Origin of the sequence: Sphingomicrobium sp., from assembly GCA_036563485.1 — a bacterium.
In the GTDB taxonomy this organism is placed as follows: domain Bacteria; phylum Pseudomonadota; class Alphaproteobacteria; order Sphingomonadales; family Sphingomonadaceae; genus Sphingomicrobium.
Map to the genome: position 1 here is coordinate 1,972,755 of DATCMI010000001.1, position 21,925 is coordinate 1,994,679.

The following is a 21,925-nucleotide window of genomic DNA, read 5'->3' on the forward strand; positions in this document are numbered from 1 at the left end:
CCCTGACTAGCCCTGGTAAATCGGAAAGCGGGCGCAGAGCTCGCGGACGCGCTCGTTCACCCGGGCTTCCACGGCGCCGTTATTCTCGAGCCCATTCTCCTTGAGCCCGTCGAGCACGTCGGCGACCATGTCGGCGATGTCGCGGAATTCGGCCTCGCCGAAGCCGCGGGTGGTACCGGCGGGTGAGCCGACTCGGATGCCGCTGGTCTTCATCGGCGGCAGCGGGTCGAATGGCACGCCGTTCTTGTTGCAGGTGATGCCCGCCCGCTCGAGGCTCTCGTCAGCGTCCTTTCCGGTCACGCCGAGCGGCCGCAGATCGACCAGCGCCAGGTGCGTGTCGGTGCCGCCGGCAACGAGGTCGGCGCCGCGCTCCTTCAGGCGGTTGGCGAGCATGCGCGCGTTTGCGATGACGGCCTTCGCATAAGCCTTGAACTCCGGCTGCAGCGCTTCGCCGAAGGCCACCGCCTTGGCGGCGATGACATGCATCAGCGGACCGCCCTGGAGGCCGGGGAACACGGCCGAGTTCACCTTTTTGGCGATCTCTTCATTGTCGGTGAGGACCATGCCACCGCGAGGGCCGCGCAGCGTCTTGTGGGTCGTCGTCGTGACGACGTCGGCGATGCCGAAGGGGGACGGGTGCTCGCCTGCCGCGACCAGGCCCGCGAAATGCGCCATGTCGACCATCAGCAGCGCGCCGACCTCATCAGCAATCTCGCGGAATCGCTTGAAGTCGAAGTGGCGCGGATAGGCCGATCCGCCGGTGATGATCATTTTGGGCCGGTGCTCTTTGGCGAGCGCCAATACTTCGTCGAAGTCGACCAAATGGTCCTCTTCGCGAACGCCGTACTGGACCGCGTTGAACCATTTGCCAGACTGCGCGGGCGGCGCGCCGTGCGTCAGGTGTCCGCCGGCGGCGAGGCTGAGGCCCATGATCGTGTCGCCGGGCTTCAGAAGGGCCATCATCACTGCGCCATTGGCCTGCGCGCCGGAATGCGGCTGGACGTTCGCAAAGGCGCACCCGAACAGCTTCTTCGCGCGCTCGATGGCAAGGGTCTCGACGGCGTCGGACGGCGCGCAGCCCTGATAGTAACGGCGCCCCGGATAGCCTTCGGCATATTTGTTGGTGAGCACGGAGCCCTGCGCTTCGAGCACCGCCTTGCTGACGATATTTTCGGAAGCGATCAGCTCGATCTGGGTCTGTTCGCGATGCAGCTCGTCGCGGATTGCGTCCTCGACGGCGGAGTCCTTGTCGCTCAGCCCGCTGCTGAAGAAACCGTGCGGCACGCGGTAGTTCTGGTCCTGATCAAGCTCGGCGGCACTGGCCATCAGTCGGATTCCTGCAGTGATTGTGAAAGTTGGTCGACGCGGCGCTGGTGCCGGCCTCCGGCGAACTCGGCACCGAGGAAGGCGGTCACGCAAGCCTTCGCCATGTCGCTGCCGATCAGCCGTGCCCCGAGGGCGAGGACGTTGGCGTCGTTATGCTCGCGGGCAAGCGCCGCCGAGACCGGATCATCGACGCGCGCGCAGCGGCATTTGGGCTCGCGGTTTACGGCGATCGAAATGCCGATACCGGAGCCGCAGACGGCAATGCCGCGGTTGGCTTGGCCGGCAGCGACCGCTCTGGCCAGCATCGCCCCATATTGCGGGTAGTCGACGCTATCGGCGCTGTTGGTGCCGAGGTCGGTCACTTCATGCCCCTGGTCGCGCAGCCAGCCGGCAAGCTCGTCCTTCAGGACGTACCCGGCGTGATCGGCGGCAAGAGCGATGCGCATGCCGAAACTCCTAGCCTTCCCGCCGGTGCGACGCCACCGGGCTTGTGTTTCTAATTCGCGGCTGCCGCTCCGCTGTTGGAGAGCCAGCCGCGGCCCTTCAATGGCTGCACGCTTGAGCCCGCAATCCTGACTTCCCCGCCGGTGCGCAGGACGACGGCCCAGCCGCGGCCCCGGCGCTCGATCGCATGCACGGCGCTCGCGGCGACCCAATGACCGCGCCGAACGATCGCGCCCTCCACGTCCCCGGCCTCCGCAATCACGTCAGCGAACCGGCCGAGCAGCAGCCGGCTCGACCCGTCGGCAAGGGAGACGCGGCAATAATGGTCCTCGGCCGTGATCGCCGTGACCGCAGCGAGATCTCGGACGCCGGCGCGCCACAGCTTGCCCTTGACCTGCGGGACGGGGTCCGGGCGGCGGAGCATGCGCGCGCCGGTAACCACCGCCATCAGGATCGCGAGCGAGACGGCGCCCGCGTGCAGCCAGGTCAGGTGCCAGTCGCTCGCCGTCTCCCCGCCTGCGAGGCGGAGGAACAGGAAAATTTCGGCGGGGATCGGAAAGTTGATGACCAGCGCGCCCAACAGAGCGGCGCGCCACCAGTCGCTGCTGCTCTTCACGCGCCAGGTGAACCAGCACACCCACAGCGACGTGTTGAGTCCGATCAGCAGCGTCCAGAACAGCAACCGCCGAGGGAGCGCGATGGATTCGGTGCCGAACGCCCCGGACAAGGTGGCGATCACTACCGCGGCGGCGGAGCAGGCAGCGATCAAAGGCAGGCCGGGTAGCTGCAAGGCGCGTTTCGCGAACCGGCGTGCGGGGTTCACGAATTCCCGCTTGGCATTCGGCGCTTGAGGCGCGCTCGATGGGGCGACTGCCGGCGGCACGGAGGAATTGCTGCCAGCATCCACAGGAGGAAACAAGAATGAACACTCGCCTTGCTTTTGTGCTGCTTGCTGCCGCTACGCCGCTTGCTGCGCAGCCGATGCAGGATCCTGCGGCAATGATGGCCGCCGAGCGCGAAGCGATGAAGGCGTTCGACTGGACGTCGGGCGAATGGCGCGGGGAAGCGGTGACCCAGACCCCGTCCGGGGAGCATCGCGTCACCCATACAGAGCGGAGCGGGACCCTGTTGGCCGGCACCGTGCGACTGATCGAGGGCCATGCCTATCGCGCCGACGGAAGCACCGGCTTCAATGCGCTCGCGATGCTGAGCTACGATCCGGCCGGCAAGAAGTACCGGATGTCGAGCCATGCGGAAGGGCGCTTCGGAACCTTCGAGATCGTGCCGACCTCAGACGGCTACGTATGGACGGTGCCAGCCGGGCCGATGACCATCCGCTACACGGCGCACCATAAGGACGGCGTGTGGACCGAAATCGGCGAGCGCGTGGCCGAGGGCAAAGCGCCGCAGCCCTTCTTTCGCATGGAGCTCAGGAAAGTCGGCCCGACCAGCTGGCCGGCCGCCGGAGCCGTCAAGCCGCGTTAGGCGGCGAGGCGGATCTCTTCGCGGCTGAGGATCTCGACCAGCGCGCCGACGAGCTCGTCCATCATCTCGGCGCTGTGCTGCGGGCCGGGCGTGAAGCGGAGGCGCTCGGTGCCGCGCGGGACGGTCGGGAAGTTGATCGGCTGAACGTAGAGGCCGTATTCGGCGAGGAGGATGTCGCTGACGCGCTTGGCCTTGACCGGGCAGCCGATCAGCAGCGGCACGATGTGCGTGACGCTGTCCATCAGCGGCAGGCCGGCCGCCGCGAACTTCGCCTTGAGCGCGGCCGCGGCGTCCTGCTGCGCCTTCCGCTCCTCGTCGCGGGCCTTGAGGTGCCGGACGCTGGCGAGCGCGCCGGCGACCAGCACCGGCGATAGCGACGTCGTGAAGATGAAGCCCGGCGCGTAGCTGCGGATGCAGTCGACGATCATCTTGTCGGCAGCGATATAGCCGCCCATCACGCCGAACGCCTTGCCGAGCGTGCCTTCGATGATGGTCAGCCGGTCGGCGACGGCGTCGCGCTCGGAAATGCCGCCGCCATGTTCGCCGTACATGCCGACCGCGTGCACTTCATCGAGGTAGGTGAGAGCGTTGTACTTGTCGGCGAGATCGCAGATCGCAGCGATCGGCGCGATGTCGCCGTCCATCGAATAGACGCTTTCGAAGGCGATCAGCTTGGGCGCGGCGGCGTCCTCGGCTGCGAGCAGCTCCTCGAGATGCTCGAGGTCGTTGTGGCGGAACACGCGCTTCTCGCAGCCGGAATTCTTGATCCCGGCGATCATCGAGGCGTGGTTGAGCTCGTCGGAGAAGATCACGCACCCCGGAAGCAGCTTGCCGAGCGTCGACAGCGCCGCCTCGTTCGACACGTAGCCGGACGTGAAGAGGAGCGAGCCTTCCTTGCCGTGAAGGCTTGCGAGCTCCGCTTCGAGCTCGGTGTGATAATGCGTGTTGCCGCTGATGTTGCGGGTGCCCCCGGACCCCGCGCCGACCTCGTGGAGGGCGGTCTCCATCGCTTCGACGACCGCCGGATGCTGACCCATGCAGAGATAGTCGTTTGAGCACCAGACGGTGATCGGCTTTGGCCCGTTGCCGCCGAAGCAGTGCGCGTTGGGGAAGCTGCCTTTGGTGCGCAGGATGTCGACGAACACCCGGTACCGTCCCTCGTCATGAAGGCGGTCGATCGCCGACTTGAAAATGCGCTCGTAGTCCATCGTGCCGTTTTACCCGCCCCGCGCTCTGCTGCCGCTACGGGCTTTCCCTTATCTCCGCTGGGCCGGGCATTTACCTTTGCCCGTCGGGGAATGCCATTGCGAACGACTCGCAACTAAGCGCCTCAGAGCCGCTTCACCTCGCCGATACCGTAGCTTGCGAGCGCTGCAAGCGAGGGCGTGCGCACGTCGGAGGTGAAGAGCATAACCCCCGGCGTGGCACCGGCAGGCCACGCCTGCTCACGGGTCAGCCAGGCGATCCGCCGGGCAATTCCTGCCCCGCCGTCGACATAGAAAATGTCTGGGTAAGCCGCGCCAAGCTCCTGCTCGAGCAGCGGGAAGTGAGTGCAGGCAAGAACGACGGTGTCGATGCGGTCGCCCGCGGCAGCCTCGAACATCGGCGCGGCGGCTGCGCGTACATCGTCGATTCCGACCTCGTCACCGCCCAGCTTCGCTTCGGCCAGCTCCACCAGCTCGGGGGAACCATGGCGGACGATGGTGCAATCGGACGCAAATTGTGCCGCGAGATCGTCCACATAGGGCTGGCGGACGGTCGCTTCGGTCCCGAGCACGCCGATGACGCGGCTCTTCGACATCTCGGCCGCAGGCTTGATCGCGGGCACAGTGCCGACCACCGGCACGTCGAGCGCCGAGCGGACATGGTCGAGCGCAATGGTCGAGGCGGTGTTGCAGGCGATGACGGCGAGGCGCGGCTGGAACCGCTCGACGAGGCGGCCGAGGAGGGCCGGCACGCGGCTCGCGATCTCGGCTTCGCTGCGCTTGCCATAGGGGAAGCCGGCGCTGTCCGCCGCGTAGACGATCGGCGCGGTTGGCAGCAGATCGAGCGTCGGCCGCAACACGGAAAGCCCGCCGACGCCGGAATCGAAGAAGAGGATGGGGGAGGCTGGATCCACGGCCGCTCTGTGGCGTGCCCCGTCGCGGGCTGCAAGTTGCACCACGGCCGCGGTTTGCTACTCACGGGCCATGACCCGGGAGATGCTCTTCGCGCTGGCGCTCGGCTATTTGCTCGGGTCGATCCCCTTTGGGCTGATCCTGACGCGGTTCACTGGGCGCGGCGACGTCCGCAAGATCGGGTCGGGTAATATCGGCGCGACCAACGTGTTGCGCACCGGCAGCAAGCCGCTGGCGGCGATGACTCTGATCCTCGACATGCTCAAGGCTACGGTCGCGATCGCCGCCGCGCGACTCCTCTTCGGTTATGAAGCGCAGCCCTTCGCAGCGGCCGGCGCATTCATCGGGCACCTTTATCCGGTCTGGCTTGGCTTCCGGGGCGGCAAGGGCGTCGCCACGCTCCTCGGCGTTCTGATCGCGCTGCTGTGGCCGGCTGCGCTCATCTACGCCGCCATCTGGATCCTCCTGCTGCTGACGATCCGAATCTCGTCAGTCGCGGGAATGACGGCCGCGATCAGCGCGCCAATCGCCGCACTTCTACTCGACCCTCGCTACTTCACCCTGCTGCTCGGTTTCGCTTTGCTCGTCCTCTGGAAGCATCGCGAGAACATCCTCCGCCTTCGGAAAGGAACCGAGCCACGCATAGGATCGAAGACCTCGTCGACCGCCTGAGGCTGCTGAGGTCGCCAGGCATTGGGCCGGTGACCTTCCGCCAGCTGATCGCCCGCTTCGGCACAGCCTCGGCAGCGCTCGCCGCCGTTCCCGACCTTGCGCGCCGAGGTGGGGGAAAGCCGCCGGTGCTGCGCTCGCGAGACGATGCGGAGCGCGAGATTGCGCGGGTCGAGAAGCTCGGCGCCCGTTACCTCGCGCTCGGGCAGGGGCTCTACCCGCGGCTGCTCGCCGAGCTGGAGGACGCGCCGCCGCTGCTGGTAGCGAAGGGCGACGTCCAGCTGCTCGACCGTCAGGCGGTGGCCATTGTCGGCGCCCGCAATGCTTCCGCGGCTGCCTGCCGCTTCGCCCGCGGCCTCGCCCATGATCTCGGGCAGGAAGGGCTGGTCGTGGTGTCCGGCTTGGCGCGCGGGATCGACAGCGCCGCGCATGACGGCGCGCTCGCCAGCGGCACCGTCGGCGTGATCGCAGGCGGCGTCGATGTCTTCTACCCGCCGGAAAATCAGGCGCGGCAGGAGGCAATGTTTGAACGCGGCCTGGTGATTGCCGAAATGCCGCCGGGGACCGAACCGCGTGCGCGCCACTTCCCCTATCGCAACCGGATCATCGCCGGCATCGCCAGCGGCACGGTAGTGGTCGAAGCGGCGCCGCGTTCAGGCTCGCTCATAACGGCGCGCCTCGCGGCAGAGGCGGGGCGCGAGGTGCTGGCGGTGCCAGGCTCGCCGCTCGACCCGCGGGCGCAGGGCTGCAACCAGCTGATCCGCGACGGCGCGACCCTGATCCAGAATGCGGCGGACGTGGCCGAAGCGATCCGTCCCTATGCCGCCCAGGTGCGCTCGACGGCGGCACCCTTCGATCATGCGGCCCCCGACCTTGTGGAGAGCGATGACGTGCTGGCAGCGGTGGAAAGCCTGCTCGGCCCGTCGCCGGCGCCCGTCGATGAGATCATTCGCTTGTCGGGTGCAAGCTCGGGCGCGGTGCAGATGGCGCTCCTCGAACTGGACCTTGCCGGAAGGCTTGACCGGCACGCCGGCGGGAAGGTGAGCCTGCGAGAAGCTTGACGACTGGAATCCCCGGCTCCCACCTTACGCGTATGCGTGAGGAAAGATTTTGAAGCTCGTCGTCGTCGAATCGCCGGCCAAGGCGAAAACCATCGAAAAGTATCTCGGCAGCGGGCACCGGGTGCTCGCGTCGTTCGGCCATGTGCGTGATTTGCCGCCCAAGGACGGATCGGTCGATCCGGACAAGGGCTTCGACATGCTGTGGCAGGTGTCGCCTGATCGCTCGAAGCAGCTGAAGGCGATTACTGACGAGGCGAAAAAGGCCGACACTTTGATCCTCGCCACGGACCCGGATCGCGAGGGCGAAGCAATCAGCTGGCACGTCCAGGAAGTGCTTCGGGCGAAGAAGGCGCTGCCGAAGGACGTGCAGCGCGTAGCGTTCAACGCGATCACCAAGGCCGCGGTCACGGAAGCCATGACCAAGCCGCGCAACCTCGATGAAGACCTGGTCGACGCTTACCGGGCACGGCGCGCGCTCGACTATCTGGTCGGGTTTACATTGTCGCCAATCCTGTGGCGCAAGCTTCCGGGCGCGAAGTCCGCTGGCCGCGTACAGTCTGTGGCGCTGCGCCTGATCGTCGACCGCGAGCGCGAGATCGAGATCTTCCGCCCCCAGGAATATTGGGCGGTGAGCGCGACGTTCGAAAAGGATGGGCAGAGCTTCACCGGCCGGCTCGTGCAGTTCGACGGCAGGAAGATCGACCGACTGACGATTGGGAACAAGGGCGAGGCGGACGCCGCCAAGGCTGCGGTCGAAGCCGGCCGGTTCACTGTCTCTTCGGTCGAGACCAAGCCGTTCGCCAAGAACCCGCCGCCGCCCTTCACCACCTCGACGCTGCAGCAGGAGGCGGCGCGCAAGCTCGGCTTTGCCGCCAGCCACACGATGCGGATCGCGCAGGGCCTCTATGAAGACGGGCTGATCACTTACATGCGGACGGACGGCGTCGACATGGCGCCCGAAGCGGTGAGCGCGGCGCGCAAGGCGATCGCCAGCCGCTACGACGCGGGCTTCGTCCCCGACAAGCCGCGCCACTACACCAGCAAGGCGAAGAATGCGCAGGAAGCCCACGAAGCGGTCCGCCCGACCGACTTCAGCAAGGCGCGCGCCGGCTCGGGCGATCATGCGCGGCTCTACGAGCTGGTCTACAATCGGGCGCTCGCGAGCCAGATGGCGTCGGCGCGCCTGGAGCGGACTACGGTCGAGCTGAAGGACGGAACCGGCAAGGCGGTACTTCGCGCGACCGGGCAGGTCGTGCTCTTCCCAGGCTACCTCACGCTCTACGAAGAGGGCCGCGACGAAAAGGCGGAGGACGAAGAGGGCGCGCGCATGCCGATGCTGCGCGAAGGCGACGCCCCGACGAAGACCGGCGTAGAGGCGACCCAGCACTTCACCCAGCCGCCGCCGCGCTATTCGGAGGCCAGCCTCGTCAAGCGACTGGAGGAGCTCGGGATCGGGCGTCCGTCGACTTACGCGTCGATCCTTCAGACGCTGAAGGACCGCGAATATGTCCGTACCGACAAGAACCGCTTTATTCCTGAGGAGAGCGGCCGGCTGGTGACGGCCTTCCTCGAGCGCTTCTTCGAGAAGTATGTCAGCTATGACTACACGGCCGAGCTCGAGGAAGAGCTGGACGACGTGTCCGGCGGGCGGCTCGATTGGCAGAAATTGCTCGACGAATTCTGGCGCGACTTCAAGCCGAAGGCCGGCGAGGTCATGGACCAGCAGCCGAGCGAGATCACCAAGGCGCTGGACGACTTCCTCTCACCCTGGCTGTTCCCCGACAAGGGCGACGGCAGCGACCCGCGGCTATGCCCGAATTGCGGTAACGGACGGCTGGCGCTTCGCGGCGGGCGCTTCGGCGCCTTCGTCGCCTGCTCGAACTATCCGGAGTGCAAATATACGCAGAAGTTCGGGCAGGGCGGTGATCAGGCGCAGAGCGACGGCCCGCAGGATCTCGGTAACGACATCCAGCTGAAGAGCGGACGGTTCGGTCCTTATGTCGAACGCGGCGACAAACGCGCCTCGATCCCGAAGGACATCCCTCTGTCGGACGTCGATGCCGCAGTCGCGGAGCGGCTGCTGTCGCTGCCGCGCGAGGTCGGCACGCATCCGGAGACCGGCAAGCCGATCACCGCCAGCATCGGGCGCTACGGACCCTATCTCGCGCACGACGGCAAATATGCGAAGCTCGGCTCAACCTCGGAGGTGTTCGAAACCGGCATGAACGCGGCGGTGGCGAAGCTCGCCGACGCGGCGAGCGGTGCGGGCCGCGGCCGCGGTGCTGCGCGCGAGCCGATCGCCGTACTCGGGCCTCATCCCGAGAGCGGCAAGGAGATCAAGGTCATGGACGGCCGCTATGGCCCGTACGTGACCGACGGTACGACCCATGCGACGATCCCCAAGGGCAGCGAGCCTAAGTCGGTAGTGCTCGAGGAAGCGGTGCAGTGGATCAACGAGCGTGCCGCCAAGGGACCGGCCAAGAAGAAGGGTGGCCGTAAGGCGCCGGCGAAGAAGAAAGCCAAATGATCGAGATCGAACTCAAGCGCCTGCCGCATGGCGAAGGCTTGCCGCTGCCGTCCTATGCGACCGACGGTGCCGCCGGGATGGACGTAGTCGCGGCCGAGGATCTGACCCTCTCGCCCGGTCAGCGCCATGCCGTTGCCACCGGCTTCGCGATCGCCATTCCGCCGGGGTACGAAGTTCAGGTGCGGCCGCGCTCGGGGCTGGCGCTGAAAAACGGCATCACCTGCCTCAACACGCCTGGCACGATCGACGAGGATTATCGCGGCGAGGTGAAGGTCATTCTTGCCAACCTTGGAAGCGAGCCGTTTGAGGTCCGCCGCGGGGAGCGGATCGCGCAGCTGGTACCCGCGCCGGTGCTCAAGGCGAGCTTCCTGGAAGTTACCGAGCTCAGCGAAACGGGCAGGGGAGCTGGCGGCTTCGGCTCCACCGGCCGGTGAACCTCCGGGACGAAGAACTGGAGCGCTACGCGCGCCATATCGTGCTGCCGCAGGTCGGCGGCGTCGGGCAGCGCAAGCTCAAGGAAGCGAGCATCGCCATCGTCGGAGCCGGCGGGATCGGCAGCGCCGTCATCCCGGCGCTCGCCGGAGCGGGCATCGGGCGGCTGACGATCATCGACGACGACGTCGTGTCGGTCGAAAACCTCCATCGCCAGCCGCTCTTCCGGGAGCGCGACATCGGTTATTCCAAGGCGGACCTCGCATTGCAGTTCGTCCAGCGGCTCAACCGCTTCGTGCAGGCGAAGCCCGTGCAGCAGCGGGTCAGTCCTGAGAATGCGCGTCGCCTGCTCGAAGGACACGATCTCGTGATCGACGGCAGCGACAATTTCGCAACACGGCTGGCAGTCAGCGACGCGTGCGTTGGGCTCGGTATCCCGCTGCTTTCCGCGGCGGCGGTTCAGTTCCAGGGGCAGGTGGGGCTGTTCCGCGCAACGCCCTGCTATCGCTGCTTTGTCGGCGACGCCTTCGACAGCGACGATTGCGACAATTGTGCGGAGCTCGGCGTGCTCGGGGCGCTGACGGCGACCGTCGGAAGCTTCGCGGCGCTACTGGCCGTCAATTCGGTCGTCGGCGTCGGTCCTGACCAGGGGGGCACGGTGCACATTTTCGACGGACAGAAGCTCAGCTGGCGGCCGGTCCGGATTCCGCCGGACGCGGGGTGCCGCGCCTGCGGTCAACCTAGGGCCTGAGCAATCCTGGCGACGAGGTGCCGCGCCACCTCGTCCTTCGCACCCTCCGGCCAATCTTGGACGCCGTCGGCGGTCACGAGATGGACGCGGTTGCGCTGCCCGCCCATGACGTCGCCGGAAACGTCATTTGCGACGATCCAGTCGGACTTCTTGGCGGCGCGTTTCTCGACTGCATGTTCCACCACATGGTCCGTCTCCGCGGCGAAGCCGATCAGGAGTCTTGGACGCTGCTCCGACGCGCCTAGCTCCGCTAGGATATCGCGCGTTGGCTCGAACTCGAGTTGAGGCGGACCGCTGCCCTTCTTGAGCTTGGTCGGCGACGGTCTGACCCGCCAATCGGCGACGGCGGCGACGAGCACGGCGGCGTCGGCGGGCAATGCGGCGAACACGGCGTCGGCCATCTGCTCAGCCGTCTCGACGTCGATCCGATCGACACCCGCGGGCGTGTCGAGCGCCACCGGTCCGGCCACCAGAGTTACGCGCGCACCTGCTTCCGCAGCCGCGGAGGCAATAGCAAAGCCTTGGCGTCCGGACGAGCGATTGGCGATCACCCGCACCGGGTCGATCGGCTCGTGCGTCGGCCCGGCCGTCACGAGGATGTGCTTGCCCTGCAGAGTCACTTCAGCAGGTCGGCGAGCTGTTCCAGGATGTGCTGCGGCTCAGGCAAACGGCCTGGCCCGAATTCCCCGCACGCCATTTCGCCTTCGGCAGGCTCGATGACGCGGATGCCGTCGGCTTTCAGCTGGTCGACGTTCCTGCGCGTCGCGGCATGCAGCCACATGCGCACGTTCATCGCCGGAGCGACCACGACCGGCTGGTCGGTCGCGAGCAGCAAGGTGGTGGCGAGGTCGTCGGCAATGCCGGCCGCCATCTTCGCCAGCAGGTCTGCCGTCGCCGGGCAGACCAGGATGAAGTCCGCAGCGCGGCTGAGCTGGATGTGGCCGATCTCGACCTCGTCCTTCAGCTCCCAAAGGGACGTATGGACCTGGCTTTCAGCCAAGGTGCCGAGGCTCATCGGGGTGACGAACTGCTCGCCGGCCCTGGTCAGCACCGGGGTCACCGAATGCCCGCTTTTCTTGAGCAGCCGGATCAGCTCCAGGCTCTTGTAAGCCGCGATCCCGCCGCCAACGATCAGTAGCACTCGCGCCATGACCGCCACCTAGCGCCGCACGGCCGTCCAAGTCGAGTGGGCCCGATTGCGCCGGTTGGCCGTTCGGCAGTCCATGAACCTGGACAAGCAAAAACGGCGCGCCGGAAGGGCGCTTCTGAACATCGATCATCAGGCGCATGAGCTGCTCGGCCCGTATGCCGAGAGCAAAGCGATGGACGCGCTTCACCCGGTCAGCAAGCTCGCCGACCAGCCGCAACTGCGCATGATCTCCGGGGCGCTGCTGCTTGCCGGGCTGCTGCGACAGGATCGCCGCCTTGCACGCGCCGGGTCACGGATGATCGTCGCTCATGAGGCGGCCACGATCGCCAAGGACGCGATCAAGACGGAGATCGAGCGCACGCGCCCGCGAAGTGCGGAATCGAAGGACGACAAGAAGCCGAAGCGCGGCAAGCGCTCCGACAAGGAAGTGACGAGCTTCCCGTCAGGTCATAGCGCCGGCGCGATCGCCGCCGCGCGCGCGTTCAGCCGCGAGTTTCCCGAATACGGCATTGCGGCGGTCGGCGGCGCGACGCTTCTCGCGCTTCTGCAGATCGTGCGCTGCGCCCATTATCCGACCGACGTCACGGCCGGTCTCGCTCTTGGACTTGCAGCGGAAAAGGCGACAGACCTCGCCTGGTCGGCGGCGACCCGCGATGAGCTAAGCGAGGAAGAGGAAGCCTAGCGCGCCGAGCAGTGCGCCGATCAGGCCGGCAAGCACATACCCACCGACATTCCGGTGCTCGATGATCTCGACATCGGCGAGCGGCGGAGCAGGGGGCGCGGCACCGCGCGGCGGGTAATATTCATCGAGCCGGTTGATCAGTTCCGGCACCTTCTTTGCGGCGCGCACCAGGTCGATGATCCGGTCCGCATAATAAGCCTCGGGGCCGAGTTCGTCGCGGATCCAGTCGCGGATGAAGGGCTCGGCCGTCTCCCACATGTTGATGTCCGGATCGAGCGCGCTTGCGACGCCCTCGTTCATCACCATCGTCTTCTGCAGAAGCAGCAGATGCGGCTGGGTCGGCATGTCGAAATCGCGGGTGATCGAGAAGAGGCTCTCGAGCATCCGGCCGACCGAGATCTCCTTGACCGGAAGCCCGCGGATCGGCTCGCCGGCTGCACGGAGAGCAGTCGCGAACTCTTCGACATTGTGGTGCGCTGGCACATATTGCGCTTCGAAATGGATTTCGGCGACGCGCCGGTAATTGCCGGTAATCAGGCCGTACAGGATCTCCGCCAGCCAGACGCGGGCGCGGCGGTCGACGCGGCCCATGATTCCGAAGTCGATGGCGGCGATGCGTCCGTCCGGAAGCGCAAACAGGTTTCCGTGGTGGAGATCGGCATGGAAGAAGCCGTCGACCACCGATTGGCGCAGGAAGGCGCGCACGAGGATCTGTGCAAGCGCCGAGCAATCATGACCGGCGGCAATCAGGCCTTCGCGGTCGTTGAGCTTGACCCCGTCGAGCCATTCCAGCGTCAGAACGCGACGCGCGGTGCGGCGCCAGTCAATCGCCGGCACATAATAGCCCGGAATCGCGACCATGTTCTCGCGCAGCTCGGATGCCGACGCGGCTTCGCGCTGCAGGTCGAGCTCGCGAGCGGTCCACTGGCGGAAGTGAGCGACGACGAGGCGCGGGCGCAGCCGCTGCGCTTCGCCGCCATAGCGCTCGACATGCGCCGCTGCCCATTCGTAGGTCTCCAGCGCCTTGGCGAACTCTTCCTCGACGCCGGGCCGCAGCACCTTGACGGCAACCTCGACTCCGTCGGTGGTGACGGCGCGATGGACCTGCGCGATCGAGGCTGCGCCGACCGGCACTTCGTCAAAGCTTGCGAACAGCCTCTCGAGCGGCGCGTCGAACGAGCTTTCGATGATTTTGCGGATTTCGGCAAAGGGCGCAGGGGGCAGGTCGTCCTGGAGCAGCGACAGGTTCGCGGCCGCTTCGGCTCCGACCAGGTCCGGCCGGGTCGACAGCGCCTGGCCCAGCTTCACCGCCGCCGGGCCGATCGCCACCAGCGCGTCGGCATATTGCGGCGTGTCGCGCCTGCGCGTGCCGATGCTCAGGATTCGCACCAGCCGGCGGACCTGCGGCGGAGTCATCGGGTCGCGGGCAATGCCGCGCAACGCGCCGTGGCGAGCCAGCGTGCGTCCCCACTTCGCAAGCCGCCAGAGGTGAGTGACGGCGGTCGTCAAATCTTCCAGCCTGAATGGATGGTCACGAGGCCGCCAAGCATCGGCTCGGCATTGGCGCGGACGAAGCCTGCGTCCGTCACCATCGCACGGAAGGCATTCGGCCGCGGGAAGCGGCGAATGCTTTCGACCAGATAGCGGTAGCTTTCTTCGTCATTGGCAACGGCCTTGCCGATGCGCGGGATCATGGTCGAGGCCCAGGCATCGTATAGGTCCGAAAAGCCCGGCCAGTCGCTCGACGAAAATTCCATACAGAAGAAACGGCCGCCGCGCTTCAGCACGCGATGCGCTTCCTTGAGCGCTGCAGGGATGTCGGTCACGTTCCGGATGCCGAAAACGATCGTGTAGGCGTCGAACGCAGCATCATCGAACGTCAGGCTCTCGGCATTCTCCACCTGCCAATGCACGCCACTCAGCCCGCGCTGCCGTCCTCGCTGCTTGCCGACCTCGAGCATGTCGGCGTTGATGTCGGACACCGTCACCTCGGCGCCGCGCCTTGCCATGCGGAACGCGACGTCGCCGGTGCCGCCCGCCATATCGAGGATCTGCTCGCCCGCGCGCGGCTTCACCCGATTGACGAAGCGGTCCTTCCACAGCCGGTGCATGCCGCCCGACATCAGGTCGTTCATCACGTCGTAGCGCCGCGCGACCGAGCTGAAGACCTGGCCGACGCGCCGCGTCTTCTCCTCGGGGCTGACGAGCTCGTCGCCGAAATTTACTTTGTCGCTCATTCGCGTGCGGCTCTAGCGGCCTTGAGGAGCCTCCGCCATATCGCTGGTGAATGCCGGAGCTTCCCGAAGTCGAGACCACCATCCGCGGCCTTTCGCGCGTGCTTAAAGGCCGCCGGGTCGAACGGGTCGAAGCGCGCCGGCCCGACCTGCGTCGAGCTTTGCCTGAGGGACTTGGCCAGCGGCTGACCGGCTCGACCGTGACGGATCTCAGACGGCGCGCGAAATACGGGCTGATCGACACCGACCGCGGCGACACCCTGGTCTTCCACCTCGGCATGTCGGGGCGTTGGCGGATCGACCCGGAGGAGATCGGCAAGCACGACCACTTTATCATCGACACGGATGACGGGCACCGCCTCGCGCTCAACGATCCACGCCGGTTCGGCTCGCTCGACCTCGTACGCACTGAGGAACTGAACGAATTGCCGGCGGTCAAGGCGCTCGGGCCGGAGCCGTTCGAGATCGACGCCAGCGAGCTCAAGCGGCGGCTCGCCGGCCGCAAGGCGCCGATCAAGCAGATGCTGCTCGACCAGGGGATCGTGGCCGGCCTTGGCAATATTTACGTCTGCGAAGCGCTGCATCGCGCTCACATCAGCCCGAAACGGGCGGCCGGTAGCGTGTCCCGGGAGCGCCTCGAGCGCCTTGTCCCGGCCATCAAGGACGTGCTCGACGAGGCCATAGCGGCGGGCGGATCGACATTGCGCGATTTCGCCGCTCCTTCCGGTGAACTCGGCTACTTCCCGAAGAGCTTCGGCGCCTATGACCGGGAAGGGGAGCCTTGCGGGTGCGGCGGGACGATCCGCCGCTTCGTCCAGGGCGGCCGCTCGACCTTCTATTGTCCGCGTTGCCAGCGTTGACCTGAAGGGCACTTGCAGCTAGGGGAGCCTCACGTCGGCGCAGCCGTTTGGCTTTGCGCCGCTTTTTCATTGAGCTGAGCACTAAAGAGGATTTCATGGCGAACACGCCGCAGGCCAAGAAGCGCATCCGTCGCAACGCCAATCGGGCGACGATCAATCATTCGCGCGTCAGCCGCATTCGGACCTTCATCAAGCAGGTCGAATCGGCGATCGCTTCGGGCAAGAAGGCCGATGCCGCCGAGGCGCTGAAGGCCGTTCAGCCGGAGATCGCTCGCGGCGTCGCCCGTGGAGTTATCCACAAGAACACGGCCGCCCGGAAGATTTCGCGGCTTTCCAAGCGGGTTGCCTCGCTGGGCTGAAAACAGTCCTCAACAAGGTTCAAAACGGGCCGTCGGGAAACCGGCGGCCCGTCTTGTTTTGGGACTGACCAAAAAACGTAGCAATTCCCGCGATTCGCGGCCGCGTTAACTTGAAGATAACCAAAAAATTGGCGGTTTTCTGCGGCTTTCGTTGAGTTTCCCCACCTTTCCTATGTCAAGCGCTTTTATTTCACCTGTGTGAAAAAACGGCCCTTGCATGCCGCCCCCGACAATCACACAAAGACCCTTCCGGGCGCGAATCCGCGCTGGGGGCAAGAGAGAAAAACAGCTTCGAGCGCGCGACTCGCATCGCGCGCAACGGAGATGCTTTGTCTCGTGGCTGGGGGCTGAGGAAGGGAGGCACGCGAGAGTGCAGGCGGAGGGAGCGAATTCGATCGTGGGGCGCAGCGAGGCACCGGTTACGGCGCCGCTCGAGGCCGCCTGGGACTCCATTCGCAACGGACTCCGCCGCGACCTCGGCGCGCGCACATTCGACGGCTGGCTGAAGCCCGCCGAACTGGGATCGTTCGAGCCGGACAGCGGCGCTCTCGACCTGGTAATGCCGAGCCAGTTCATGGCCGACTGGGTGCGCTCGCATTTCGGCGAGCGGCTGGCCCTCGCATGGAAGACGGTGCTGCCGATCGTCCGTGAAGTCCGCGTCGTCGCCGCGTCCGACGCACCGCGGCCGGCGCCGCTGCTGATCCTGGACGAAAGCCCCGCGCCGACGGAGCGCGACCCGAGCGCGCCGAACTTCGACCCGCGCTATCGTTTCGAGACCTTCGTCGTCGGCAAGGCCAACGAAGTCGCCGCGACGGCCGCCCGTACCCTCGCGACGTCGCCGACGGTCAGTTTCAACCCGCTGTTCATCCACGGCGGCACCGGGCGCGGGAAGACCCATCTGCTTCACGCCATCGGCCACGCATTTCTTGCGCGGAACCGCGGCGCCCGCGTGGTGTCGATGTCGGCCGAGAAGTTCATGGTCGAGTTCATTCGCGCGCTGAAGGAAAACGATACAATCGGTTTCAAGCAGCGGCTGCGCAATGCCGACCTGCTGCTGATCGACGATGTCCAGTTCATCGCCGGCAAGGATTCGACCCAGGAAGAATTCTTCCACACGATGAACGAGATCATCACCGCCGGACGGCGGCTGGTGATTACTTCCGACCGTGCGCCGCAGGACCTCGACGGCATTGCGCCGCGCATCTTGTCGCGCCTGTCCTGGGGCCTCGTCGCCGATATCAACCAAGCCGACTATGAGCTGCGCTTTAACATCATCTGCGCGAAGCTCGAGGCGCTGCCGGGTGTCGAAATGCCGCGCCCCGTCATTGACTTCCTCGCGCGGCGCGTGACCTCGTCGGTGCGCGAGCTGGAAGGCGCGCTCAACCGCATCGGCGCTTATGCAATGATGACGGGCCGCACGATCGACGTTGCGTTCGTCGAGGAAGTGCTCGCCAACGTGCTGCGCGCCAACCAGCGGCGGATTTCGATCGACGAGATCCAGACCCAGGTCGCCGAGCATTATCGGATCCGTAAGGCCGAGATGACGTCTGCCCGCCGTGCCCGCGAAGTCGCCCGGCCGCGGCAGGTCGCCATGTATCTGTCCAAGCAGCTGACGCCCAAGTCATTGCCGGACATTGGCCGGCGCTTTGGCGGGCGCGATCATACGACCGTGATTCACGCCGTCCGCCAGATCGAAAAGCTGCGCGCGAGCGATGCCGAACTGGATGCCGACATCCGCTTGCTGACGAGGCAATTGGAGGGCTGACCCAGCACGCGTCCACTCGGACGCGTGTTGCTTGTCAGCGGGAGGGTGCCTTTCCGGTGCCCCGAAACGCCGGAAAGAAAAGGGCCCGCCGGATCACCTCCGGCGGGCCCGCTTCTTCTCTACGCCTTGGCCTCCGGCTTAGCGGCCGGGCGCGCGGGCCGGGATCGTGATCCGCACCGTCTCACCGCTGCGTCCCGGGAAGCCCGTGAACAGCGCATCGACGAGGCTCGGCACCACGACGTCCGGGCGACCCGTGATCGAACGGGCCTGAGCGCGGCCGTCGAACAGCGGCTGGTTGGTGCCGGCTGCGCGGATATGGAGATCGACCTGGCTCTGATATTCGACATAGCTGTCGACGCCACGGCCGTACCAGAACGGGTCGTTCCAACCCATATAGTAAGGCGAGCCGTAGCCGAACCGCGGGTAGAACGGATTGTAATAGCCGCGCGAGAACGGGCTGTAGCCGAAGCCGCCGAAACGATAGCGATCATAATAGAAGGGATCGCTGACGACGCGAACCTGGCCCGGTCCGACATTATAGCCGAACTGGACGACCATGTTGGCGCTCTGGGCATTGGCTGCCGGCGTGTAGCCGCGCGCCTGAAGCTGCTGAGCGACGATGCCCGCATACCTCTGGAACTCGAGCCCGCCATTCGCGGCCATTCCGCTGCCCGGCGTGATGTAGAAGGTCTGGCCCTGCGGCGCCGGCATGGCCTGATAGCGCGACACGGTTGTGTTGAGAGTTTGCGCGCAAGCCGAGAGGCCAAGCGCGGCAACGCCGAGCATCGCGGCGGAAGCGAGTTTCGAGATACGCATGTTACACCCTTCGATTCGGAAAAATCGCGTTAGGACCATGGCTATAGCGCGAAAGTGCGTGAACCGTCGATGAAGCGTGCTGACCGGGCGGTGAAGCGTCGGGAATCCGACGGAGACTTCAGTCGCTGAGGCCTACGGCAACCTTGGCCTGAGCCAGCACCGGCCCGGCAATCGCCTGCGCCCGATCTGCGCCTTCTGCCAGGATGCGGTCGAGCTCGCCGGTGTCGCGGCGCAGCTCTTCGAGCCGGCGGCGGATCGGCGCAATCAGCGACACCAAGACGTCGGCAAGCTCCGGCTTTAACGAGCCGAAGCCTTGGCCGGCGAACCGCGCCAGCACATCCTCGACGCTCTCGCCTGTAACCGCGCCGTAAACGCCGACGAGGTTCTTGGCTTCGGGCCTGCCTTCGAGACCGGCAGGATCATCCGGCAATGGCTCCGGATCGGTCTTCGCCTTCCGGATTTTCTGCGCAATGGTCTCGTCGCTGTCCGTCAGGTGGATGCGGCTCATTTCCGACGGGTCCGACTTCGACATCTTCGAGTTGCCGTCGCGAAGGCTCATCACCCGCGCGGCCGTGCCGCCGCCGATGAACGGCTCGGGCACCACGAACAGCTCGACGTCGAAATCATTGTTGAACTTGAGGGCGATGTCGCGGGTCAGCTCGACATGCTGCTTCTGGTCTTCCCCGACCGGTACGTGCGTTGCCTGGTAGAGCAGGATGTCGGCGGCCTGGAGCACCGGATAGTCGAACAAAGCGACGGACGCGCCTTCCTTGTTCTTGCCGGCCTTGTCCTTCCACTGCGTCATGCGGTTGAGCCAGCCCATCCGCGCCGTGCCGTTGAGGATCCAGCACAGCTCGGCATGGGCCGGGACCGCGCTTTGCCGGAACAGCGCCGACTTCGCGGGATCGATGCCGCTGGCGATCAGCGCCGCGGCCATTTCCCGCACGTTGGAGCGAAGCTGCGTTGGGTCGACCTCGATCGTCAGCGCATGAAGGTCGGCCAGGAAGAACAGGCATTCCGCCTCGTCCTGCATGCGGACCCAACGAAGGATGGCGCCCAGCAGGTTGCCGAGGTGCAGGTCGCCTGTCGGCTGGATGCCGGAAAGGACGCGCATCGGGCGAGGATCAGCCGGCATCGGACACGGGCCTCTTGCGGCGGAGCAATGCCTTGAAGGCTTCCTTGTCCACGCCCCCGAGGAGCCAGACCACAGGGAAATAGATGGCCATGCCAACACCCACGAGCGCAGCGACCCCGACGAGACGATGACCAACGCCGCCCGTGAACCAGTCGCCAAGGACGAGCCGGACACCGTAGAGCGCTGCCGCCATCGCACCGGCGGCAATCAGCTGGCGGATTACGCGGCTCGCCAGCCAGCCCTCGATCCGGAAGTGACCGCGCCGGTGCAGGATGACGTAGAGGATCAGGCAGTTCAGCCAGCTGGCAATTGCGATTGCCGCAGCAAGGCCCGCGATGCCGAACGGCGGAATCAGGAGGAAGTTGAGCGCGATGTTGGCGACAAGCACGAAGGCGGCCGTCTTGACCGGCGTCGCCGTGTCGTGCCGTGCGTAGAAGCCGGGCGTAAGCACCTTCACGAGCACATAAGCGGGGAGGCCGAGCACGATCAGGCTGAGCACGGTCGCCGTCGTGGCTGCGTCGCTGGCGTTGAATTCGCCGCCCTGGAACAAGGCGCCGATCAACGGTCCGGAAGCGACCGCAAGCGCGACCGTGGCAGGGAGGCACAGCAGCATGGCCAAGTCGGCCGCATCGCCCTGTACCCGCGCAGCCTTCGCCGCATCGCCGGCGCCGACGAAGCGGCTGACTTGCGGCAGGATGGCAGTGCCGAGCGCGGCGCCGATCACCCCAAGAGGGAGCTGGTTCAGTCGGTCGGCATAATTGAAGATCGCCGGCGCGCCTTCGCTGATCCGGGCAAGGAAGAAGGTGTCGATGAAGGCGCTGATCTGGTAGACGCCGGCCCCTAGCGTCGCGGGGATCACGACCCGGACGAACTGGCGAACCCCGGGGGTCATTCGCGGCCGGCGAAGCTTCAAATAGATGCCGGCGCGCTTCGTGGCGGCAATCAGGAGGGCAAGCTGGAGGACGCCGCCCAGCGTGACGCCGATCGACAATGCTACCGCCGAAGGCTCGCCGCCGTCACGGACCAGCAGCAAAGCTGCAAGCATCGCCAGGTTGAGAAGCGCCGGCGCGAAGGCGGCGGCCGTGAACCGCGCCAGCGAATTGAGGATCCCCGAGAACAGCGAAACCAAGCTGATCAGCAGCAAATAGGGAAAGGTGATCCGCGTCAGGAAGGTGGTCAGCGCCAGCTGCTCTCCCCGGTAGCCGGAAAGCGCCGCGACGAAGAGCGGCATGATGATTTCGAAGATCAAAGTGAAGATGAGTAGCGTCGGCAGGAAAACCGCGAGCACTTCTTCACTGAACTTGCGCGCGTCCTCTTCGCCGCCTTTGCCGTGCAGGCGCTGGCTGAACAAAGGCACGAAGCCTGCCGAGAAAGCGCCTTCGCCAAACAGGCGGCGGAAGGTGTTCGGAAGCCGGAAGGCTATCACGAATGCCGAAGCCTCGGCGCTCGCGCCAAGGATCCGGCTCATCAGCATCTCGCGAGCAAAGCCCGCGACGCGGCTGACCATCGTCAATCCGCCGATCGTGCCGGTGGCTTTTACGAGGTTCATGGGCGCGCTCGACCCCCGTTCGACGTCGCGCTTAGGCGTCGGTCGGACCTTCGGCACCGCCTTGGCCGACGGCGCCCTGCTCCTGCTGGCCGTGGTACTGGGCCATGTAGGCGCCGGCGAAGTCGATCGGATCGAGCAGCAGCGGCGCGAAGCCGGCGCCGGACACCGCCTCGGAAACCACTTGGCGCGCGAACGGGAAGATCAGGCGCGGCGCTTCGATCAGCAGGAAGGGCTGAAGTGCTTCTTGCGGCATGTTGCGAAGGCCGAACAGGCCGGCGTAGGTCAGGTCGACGACGAAGTGGACGCCGTTCTCCGAACGCGCCGACACTTCAATCTTCAGCGCGACCTCGTGGACGTCCTCGGCGGCGGTGTTGACGGCGATGTTGAACTGCACGTCGAGGGTCGGCTGCGTTTGCCAGGAGAAGACCTGCGGCGCGCTCGGATTTTCGACCGAAAGATCCTTGGTATATTGAGCGAGGATCGAGAGCTGCGGCTCGTTCGCATTCTCGCCGGAGCCATTCGCACCCGGGGCCGGTTCCTGGTCCGCCATTTTATGCTGTCCT

The 21,925-nt window shown here is 66.1% G+C and carries 21 protein-coding genes and 1 pseudogene; 10 read left to right on the forward strand and 12 right to left on the reverse strand.

Going from position 1 to position 21,925, the window contains the following annotated elements; all coding sequences use genetic code 11:
• Positions 1–6: 6 nt before the first annotated feature.
• From glyA to VIL42_10310, 3 genes are read right to left on the reverse strand one after another with little or no spacing between them, the layout of a single operon-like run.
• Positions 7–1,326, reverse strand: coding sequence for a serine hydroxymethyltransferase (gene glyA, locus VIL42_10300; protein ID HEY8593238.1), 1,320 nt, complete (start codon positions 1,324–1,326; stop codon positions 7–9).
• A complete protein-coding gene (gene rpiB / locus VIL42_10305; protein ID HEY8593239.1) occupies positions 1,326–1,772 on the reverse strand; it encodes a ribose 5-phosphate isomerase B in 447 nt (148 codons plus the stop codon). Before rpiB ends, glyA begins: the two co-directional genes overlap by 1 nt.
• A 50-nt stretch (positions 1,773–1,822) precedes the next feature.
• Entirely contained in the window at positions 1,823–2,593 is a 771-nt protein-coding gene (locus VIL42_10310) for a hypothetical protein (protein ID HEY8593240.1), read from the reverse strand.
• Between the two features lie 98 nt (positions 2,594–2,691).
• On the opposite strand from VIL42_10310, the gene VIL42_10315 reads away from it, so the two are divergent.
• A complete protein-coding gene (locus VIL42_10315) occupies positions 2,692–3,255 on the forward strand; it encodes a DUF1579 domain-containing protein (protein HEY8593241.1) in 564 nt (187 codons plus the stop codon).
• Here the strand turns inward: VIL42_10315 and hemA are convergent.
• The gene (hemA, locus tag VIL42_10320; protein ID HEY8593242.1) at positions 3,252–4,463 is read right to left on the reverse strand and encodes a 5-aminolevulinate synthase; all 1,212 of its coding nucleotides are present in this window, start codon (positions 4,461–4,463) and stop codon (positions 3,252–3,254) included. The genes VIL42_10315 and hemA overlap by 4 nt on opposite strands.
• A 122-nt stretch (positions 4,464–4,585) precedes the next feature.
• On the reverse strand, positions 4,586–5,374 hold the full coding sequence (gene murI / locus VIL42_10325) for a glutamate racemase (protein HEY8593243.1): 789 nt from the start codon (positions 5,372–5,374) through the stop codon (positions 4,586–4,588).
• A 70-nt stretch (positions 5,375–5,444) separates the two neighbouring features.
• On the opposite strand from murI, the gene plsY reads away from it, so the two are divergent.
• From plsY to VIL42_10350, 5 genes are read left to right on the forward strand one after another with little or no spacing between them, the layout of a single operon-like run.
• Positions 5,445–6,044 (forward strand): glycerol-3-phosphate 1-O-acyltransferase PlsY, encoded by a 600-nt coding sequence (gene plsY / locus VIL42_10330; GenBank protein HEY8593244.1) that lies wholly within the window; start codon positions 5,445–5,447, stop codon positions 6,042–6,044.
• Positions 6,045–6,064: 20 nt separating this feature from the next.
• A complete protein-coding gene (dprA, locus tag VIL42_10335) occupies positions 6,065–7,102 on the forward strand; it encodes a DNA-processing protein DprA (protein ID HEY8593245.1) in 1,038 nt (345 codons plus the stop codon).
• Positions 7,103–7,151: 49 nt separating this feature from the next.
• Entirely contained in the window at positions 7,152–9,629 is a 2,478-nt protein-coding gene (gene topA, locus VIL42_10340) for a type I DNA topoisomerase (GenBank protein HEY8593246.1), read from the forward strand.
• Positions 9,626–10,063, forward strand: coding sequence for a dUTP diphosphatase (dut, locus tag VIL42_10345; GenBank protein ID HEY8593247.1), 438 nt, complete (start codon positions 9,626–9,628; stop codon positions 10,061–10,063). Before topA ends, dut begins: the two co-directional genes overlap by 4 nt.
• Positions 10,060–10,812, forward strand: coding sequence for a HesA/MoeB/ThiF family protein (locus tag VIL42_10350; protein HEY8593248.1), 753 nt, complete (start codon positions 10,060–10,062; stop codon positions 10,810–10,812). The genes dut and VIL42_10350 overlap by 4 nt, the downstream gene beginning before the upstream one ends.
• On the opposite strand, the pseudogene coaBC reads toward VIL42_10350, so the two are convergent.
• Positions 10,797–11,962, reverse strand: a pseudogene (gene coaBC / locus VIL42_10355) (bifunctional phosphopantothenoylcysteine decarboxylase/phosphopantothenate--cysteine ligase CoaBC). The gene VIL42_10350 and the pseudogene coaBC overlap by 16 nt on opposite strands.
• 73 nt (positions 11,963–12,035) lie before the next feature.
• Between coaBC and VIL42_10360 the strand changes: the two are divergent.
• Entirely contained in the window at positions 12,036–12,644 is a 609-nt protein-coding gene (locus VIL42_10360) for a phosphatase PAP2 family protein (protein ID HEY8593249.1), read from the forward strand.
• Here the strand turns inward: VIL42_10360 and ubiB are convergent.
• Positions 12,621–14,153, reverse strand: a complete 1,533-nt coding sequence (ubiB, locus tag VIL42_10365) for a 2-polyprenylphenol 6-hydroxylase (protein HEY8593250.1) — start codon at positions 14,151–14,153, stop codon at positions 12,621–12,623. The two genes, VIL42_10360 and ubiB, sit on opposite strands and share 24 nt — an antisense overlap.
• Positions 14,150–14,881 carry a class I SAM-dependent methyltransferase gene (locus VIL42_10370; protein HEY8593251.1) on the reverse strand — a complete coding sequence of 244 codons (732 nt, stop codon included), beginning with the start codon at positions 14,879–14,881 and terminating at the stop codon, positions 14,150–14,152. The genes ubiB and VIL42_10370 overlap by 4 nt, the downstream gene beginning before the upstream one ends.
• Before the next feature lie 50 nt (positions 14,882–14,931).
• On the opposite strand from VIL42_10370, the gene mutM reads away from it, so the two are divergent.
• The 3 genes from mutM to dnaA all read left to right on the forward strand — a co-directional run bounded on the left by mutM (position 14,932) and on the right by dnaA (position 17,862).
• Complete coding sequence (gene mutM / locus VIL42_10375) at positions 14,932–15,738, forward strand: bifunctional DNA-formamidopyrimidine glycosylase/DNA-(apurinic or apyrimidinic site) lyase (GenBank protein HEY8593252.1); 807 nt, start codon at positions 14,932–14,934, stop codon at positions 15,736–15,738.
• Positions 15,739–15,833: 95 nt separating this feature from the next.
• A complete protein-coding gene (gene rpsT, locus VIL42_10380) occupies positions 15,834–16,097 on the forward strand; it encodes a 30S ribosomal protein S20 (GenBank protein HEY8593253.1) in 264 nt (87 codons plus the stop codon).
• Positions 16,098–16,494: 397 nt separating this feature from the next.
• The gene (gene dnaA, locus VIL42_10385; protein ID HEY8593254.1) at positions 16,495–17,862 is read left to right on the forward strand and encodes a chromosomal replication initiator protein DnaA; all 1,368 of its coding nucleotides are present in this window, start codon (positions 16,495–16,497) and stop codon (positions 17,860–17,862) included.
• Between the two features lie 138 nt (positions 17,863–18,000).
• Here the strand turns inward: dnaA and VIL42_10390 are convergent, their stop codons facing one another.
• The 4 genes from VIL42_10390 to secB form a co-directional block, all read right to left on the reverse strand.
• Positions 18,001–18,678 (reverse strand): DUF4136 domain-containing protein, encoded by a 678-nt coding sequence (locus VIL42_10390; protein HEY8593255.1) that lies wholly within the window; start codon positions 18,676–18,678, stop codon positions 18,001–18,003.
• Between the two features lie 118 nt (positions 18,679–18,796).
• Positions 18,797–19,792 (reverse strand): tryptophan--tRNA ligase, encoded by a 996-nt coding sequence (gene trpS, locus VIL42_10395; GenBank protein ID HEY8593256.1) that lies wholly within the window; start codon positions 19,790–19,792, stop codon positions 18,797–18,799.
• A gap of 10 nt (positions 19,793–19,802) precedes the next feature.
• Positions 19,803–21,362, reverse strand: coding sequence for a murein biosynthesis integral membrane protein MurJ (gene murJ, locus VIL42_10400; protein HEY8593257.1), 1,560 nt, complete (start codon positions 21,360–21,362; stop codon positions 19,803–19,805).
• 31 nt (positions 21,363–21,393) lie between these two features.
• Entirely contained in the window at positions 21,394–21,912 is a 519-nt protein-coding gene (gene secB, locus VIL42_10405; GenBank protein ID HEY8593258.1) for a protein-export chaperone SecB, read from the reverse strand.
• Positions 21,913–21,925: the final 13 nt, after the last annotated feature.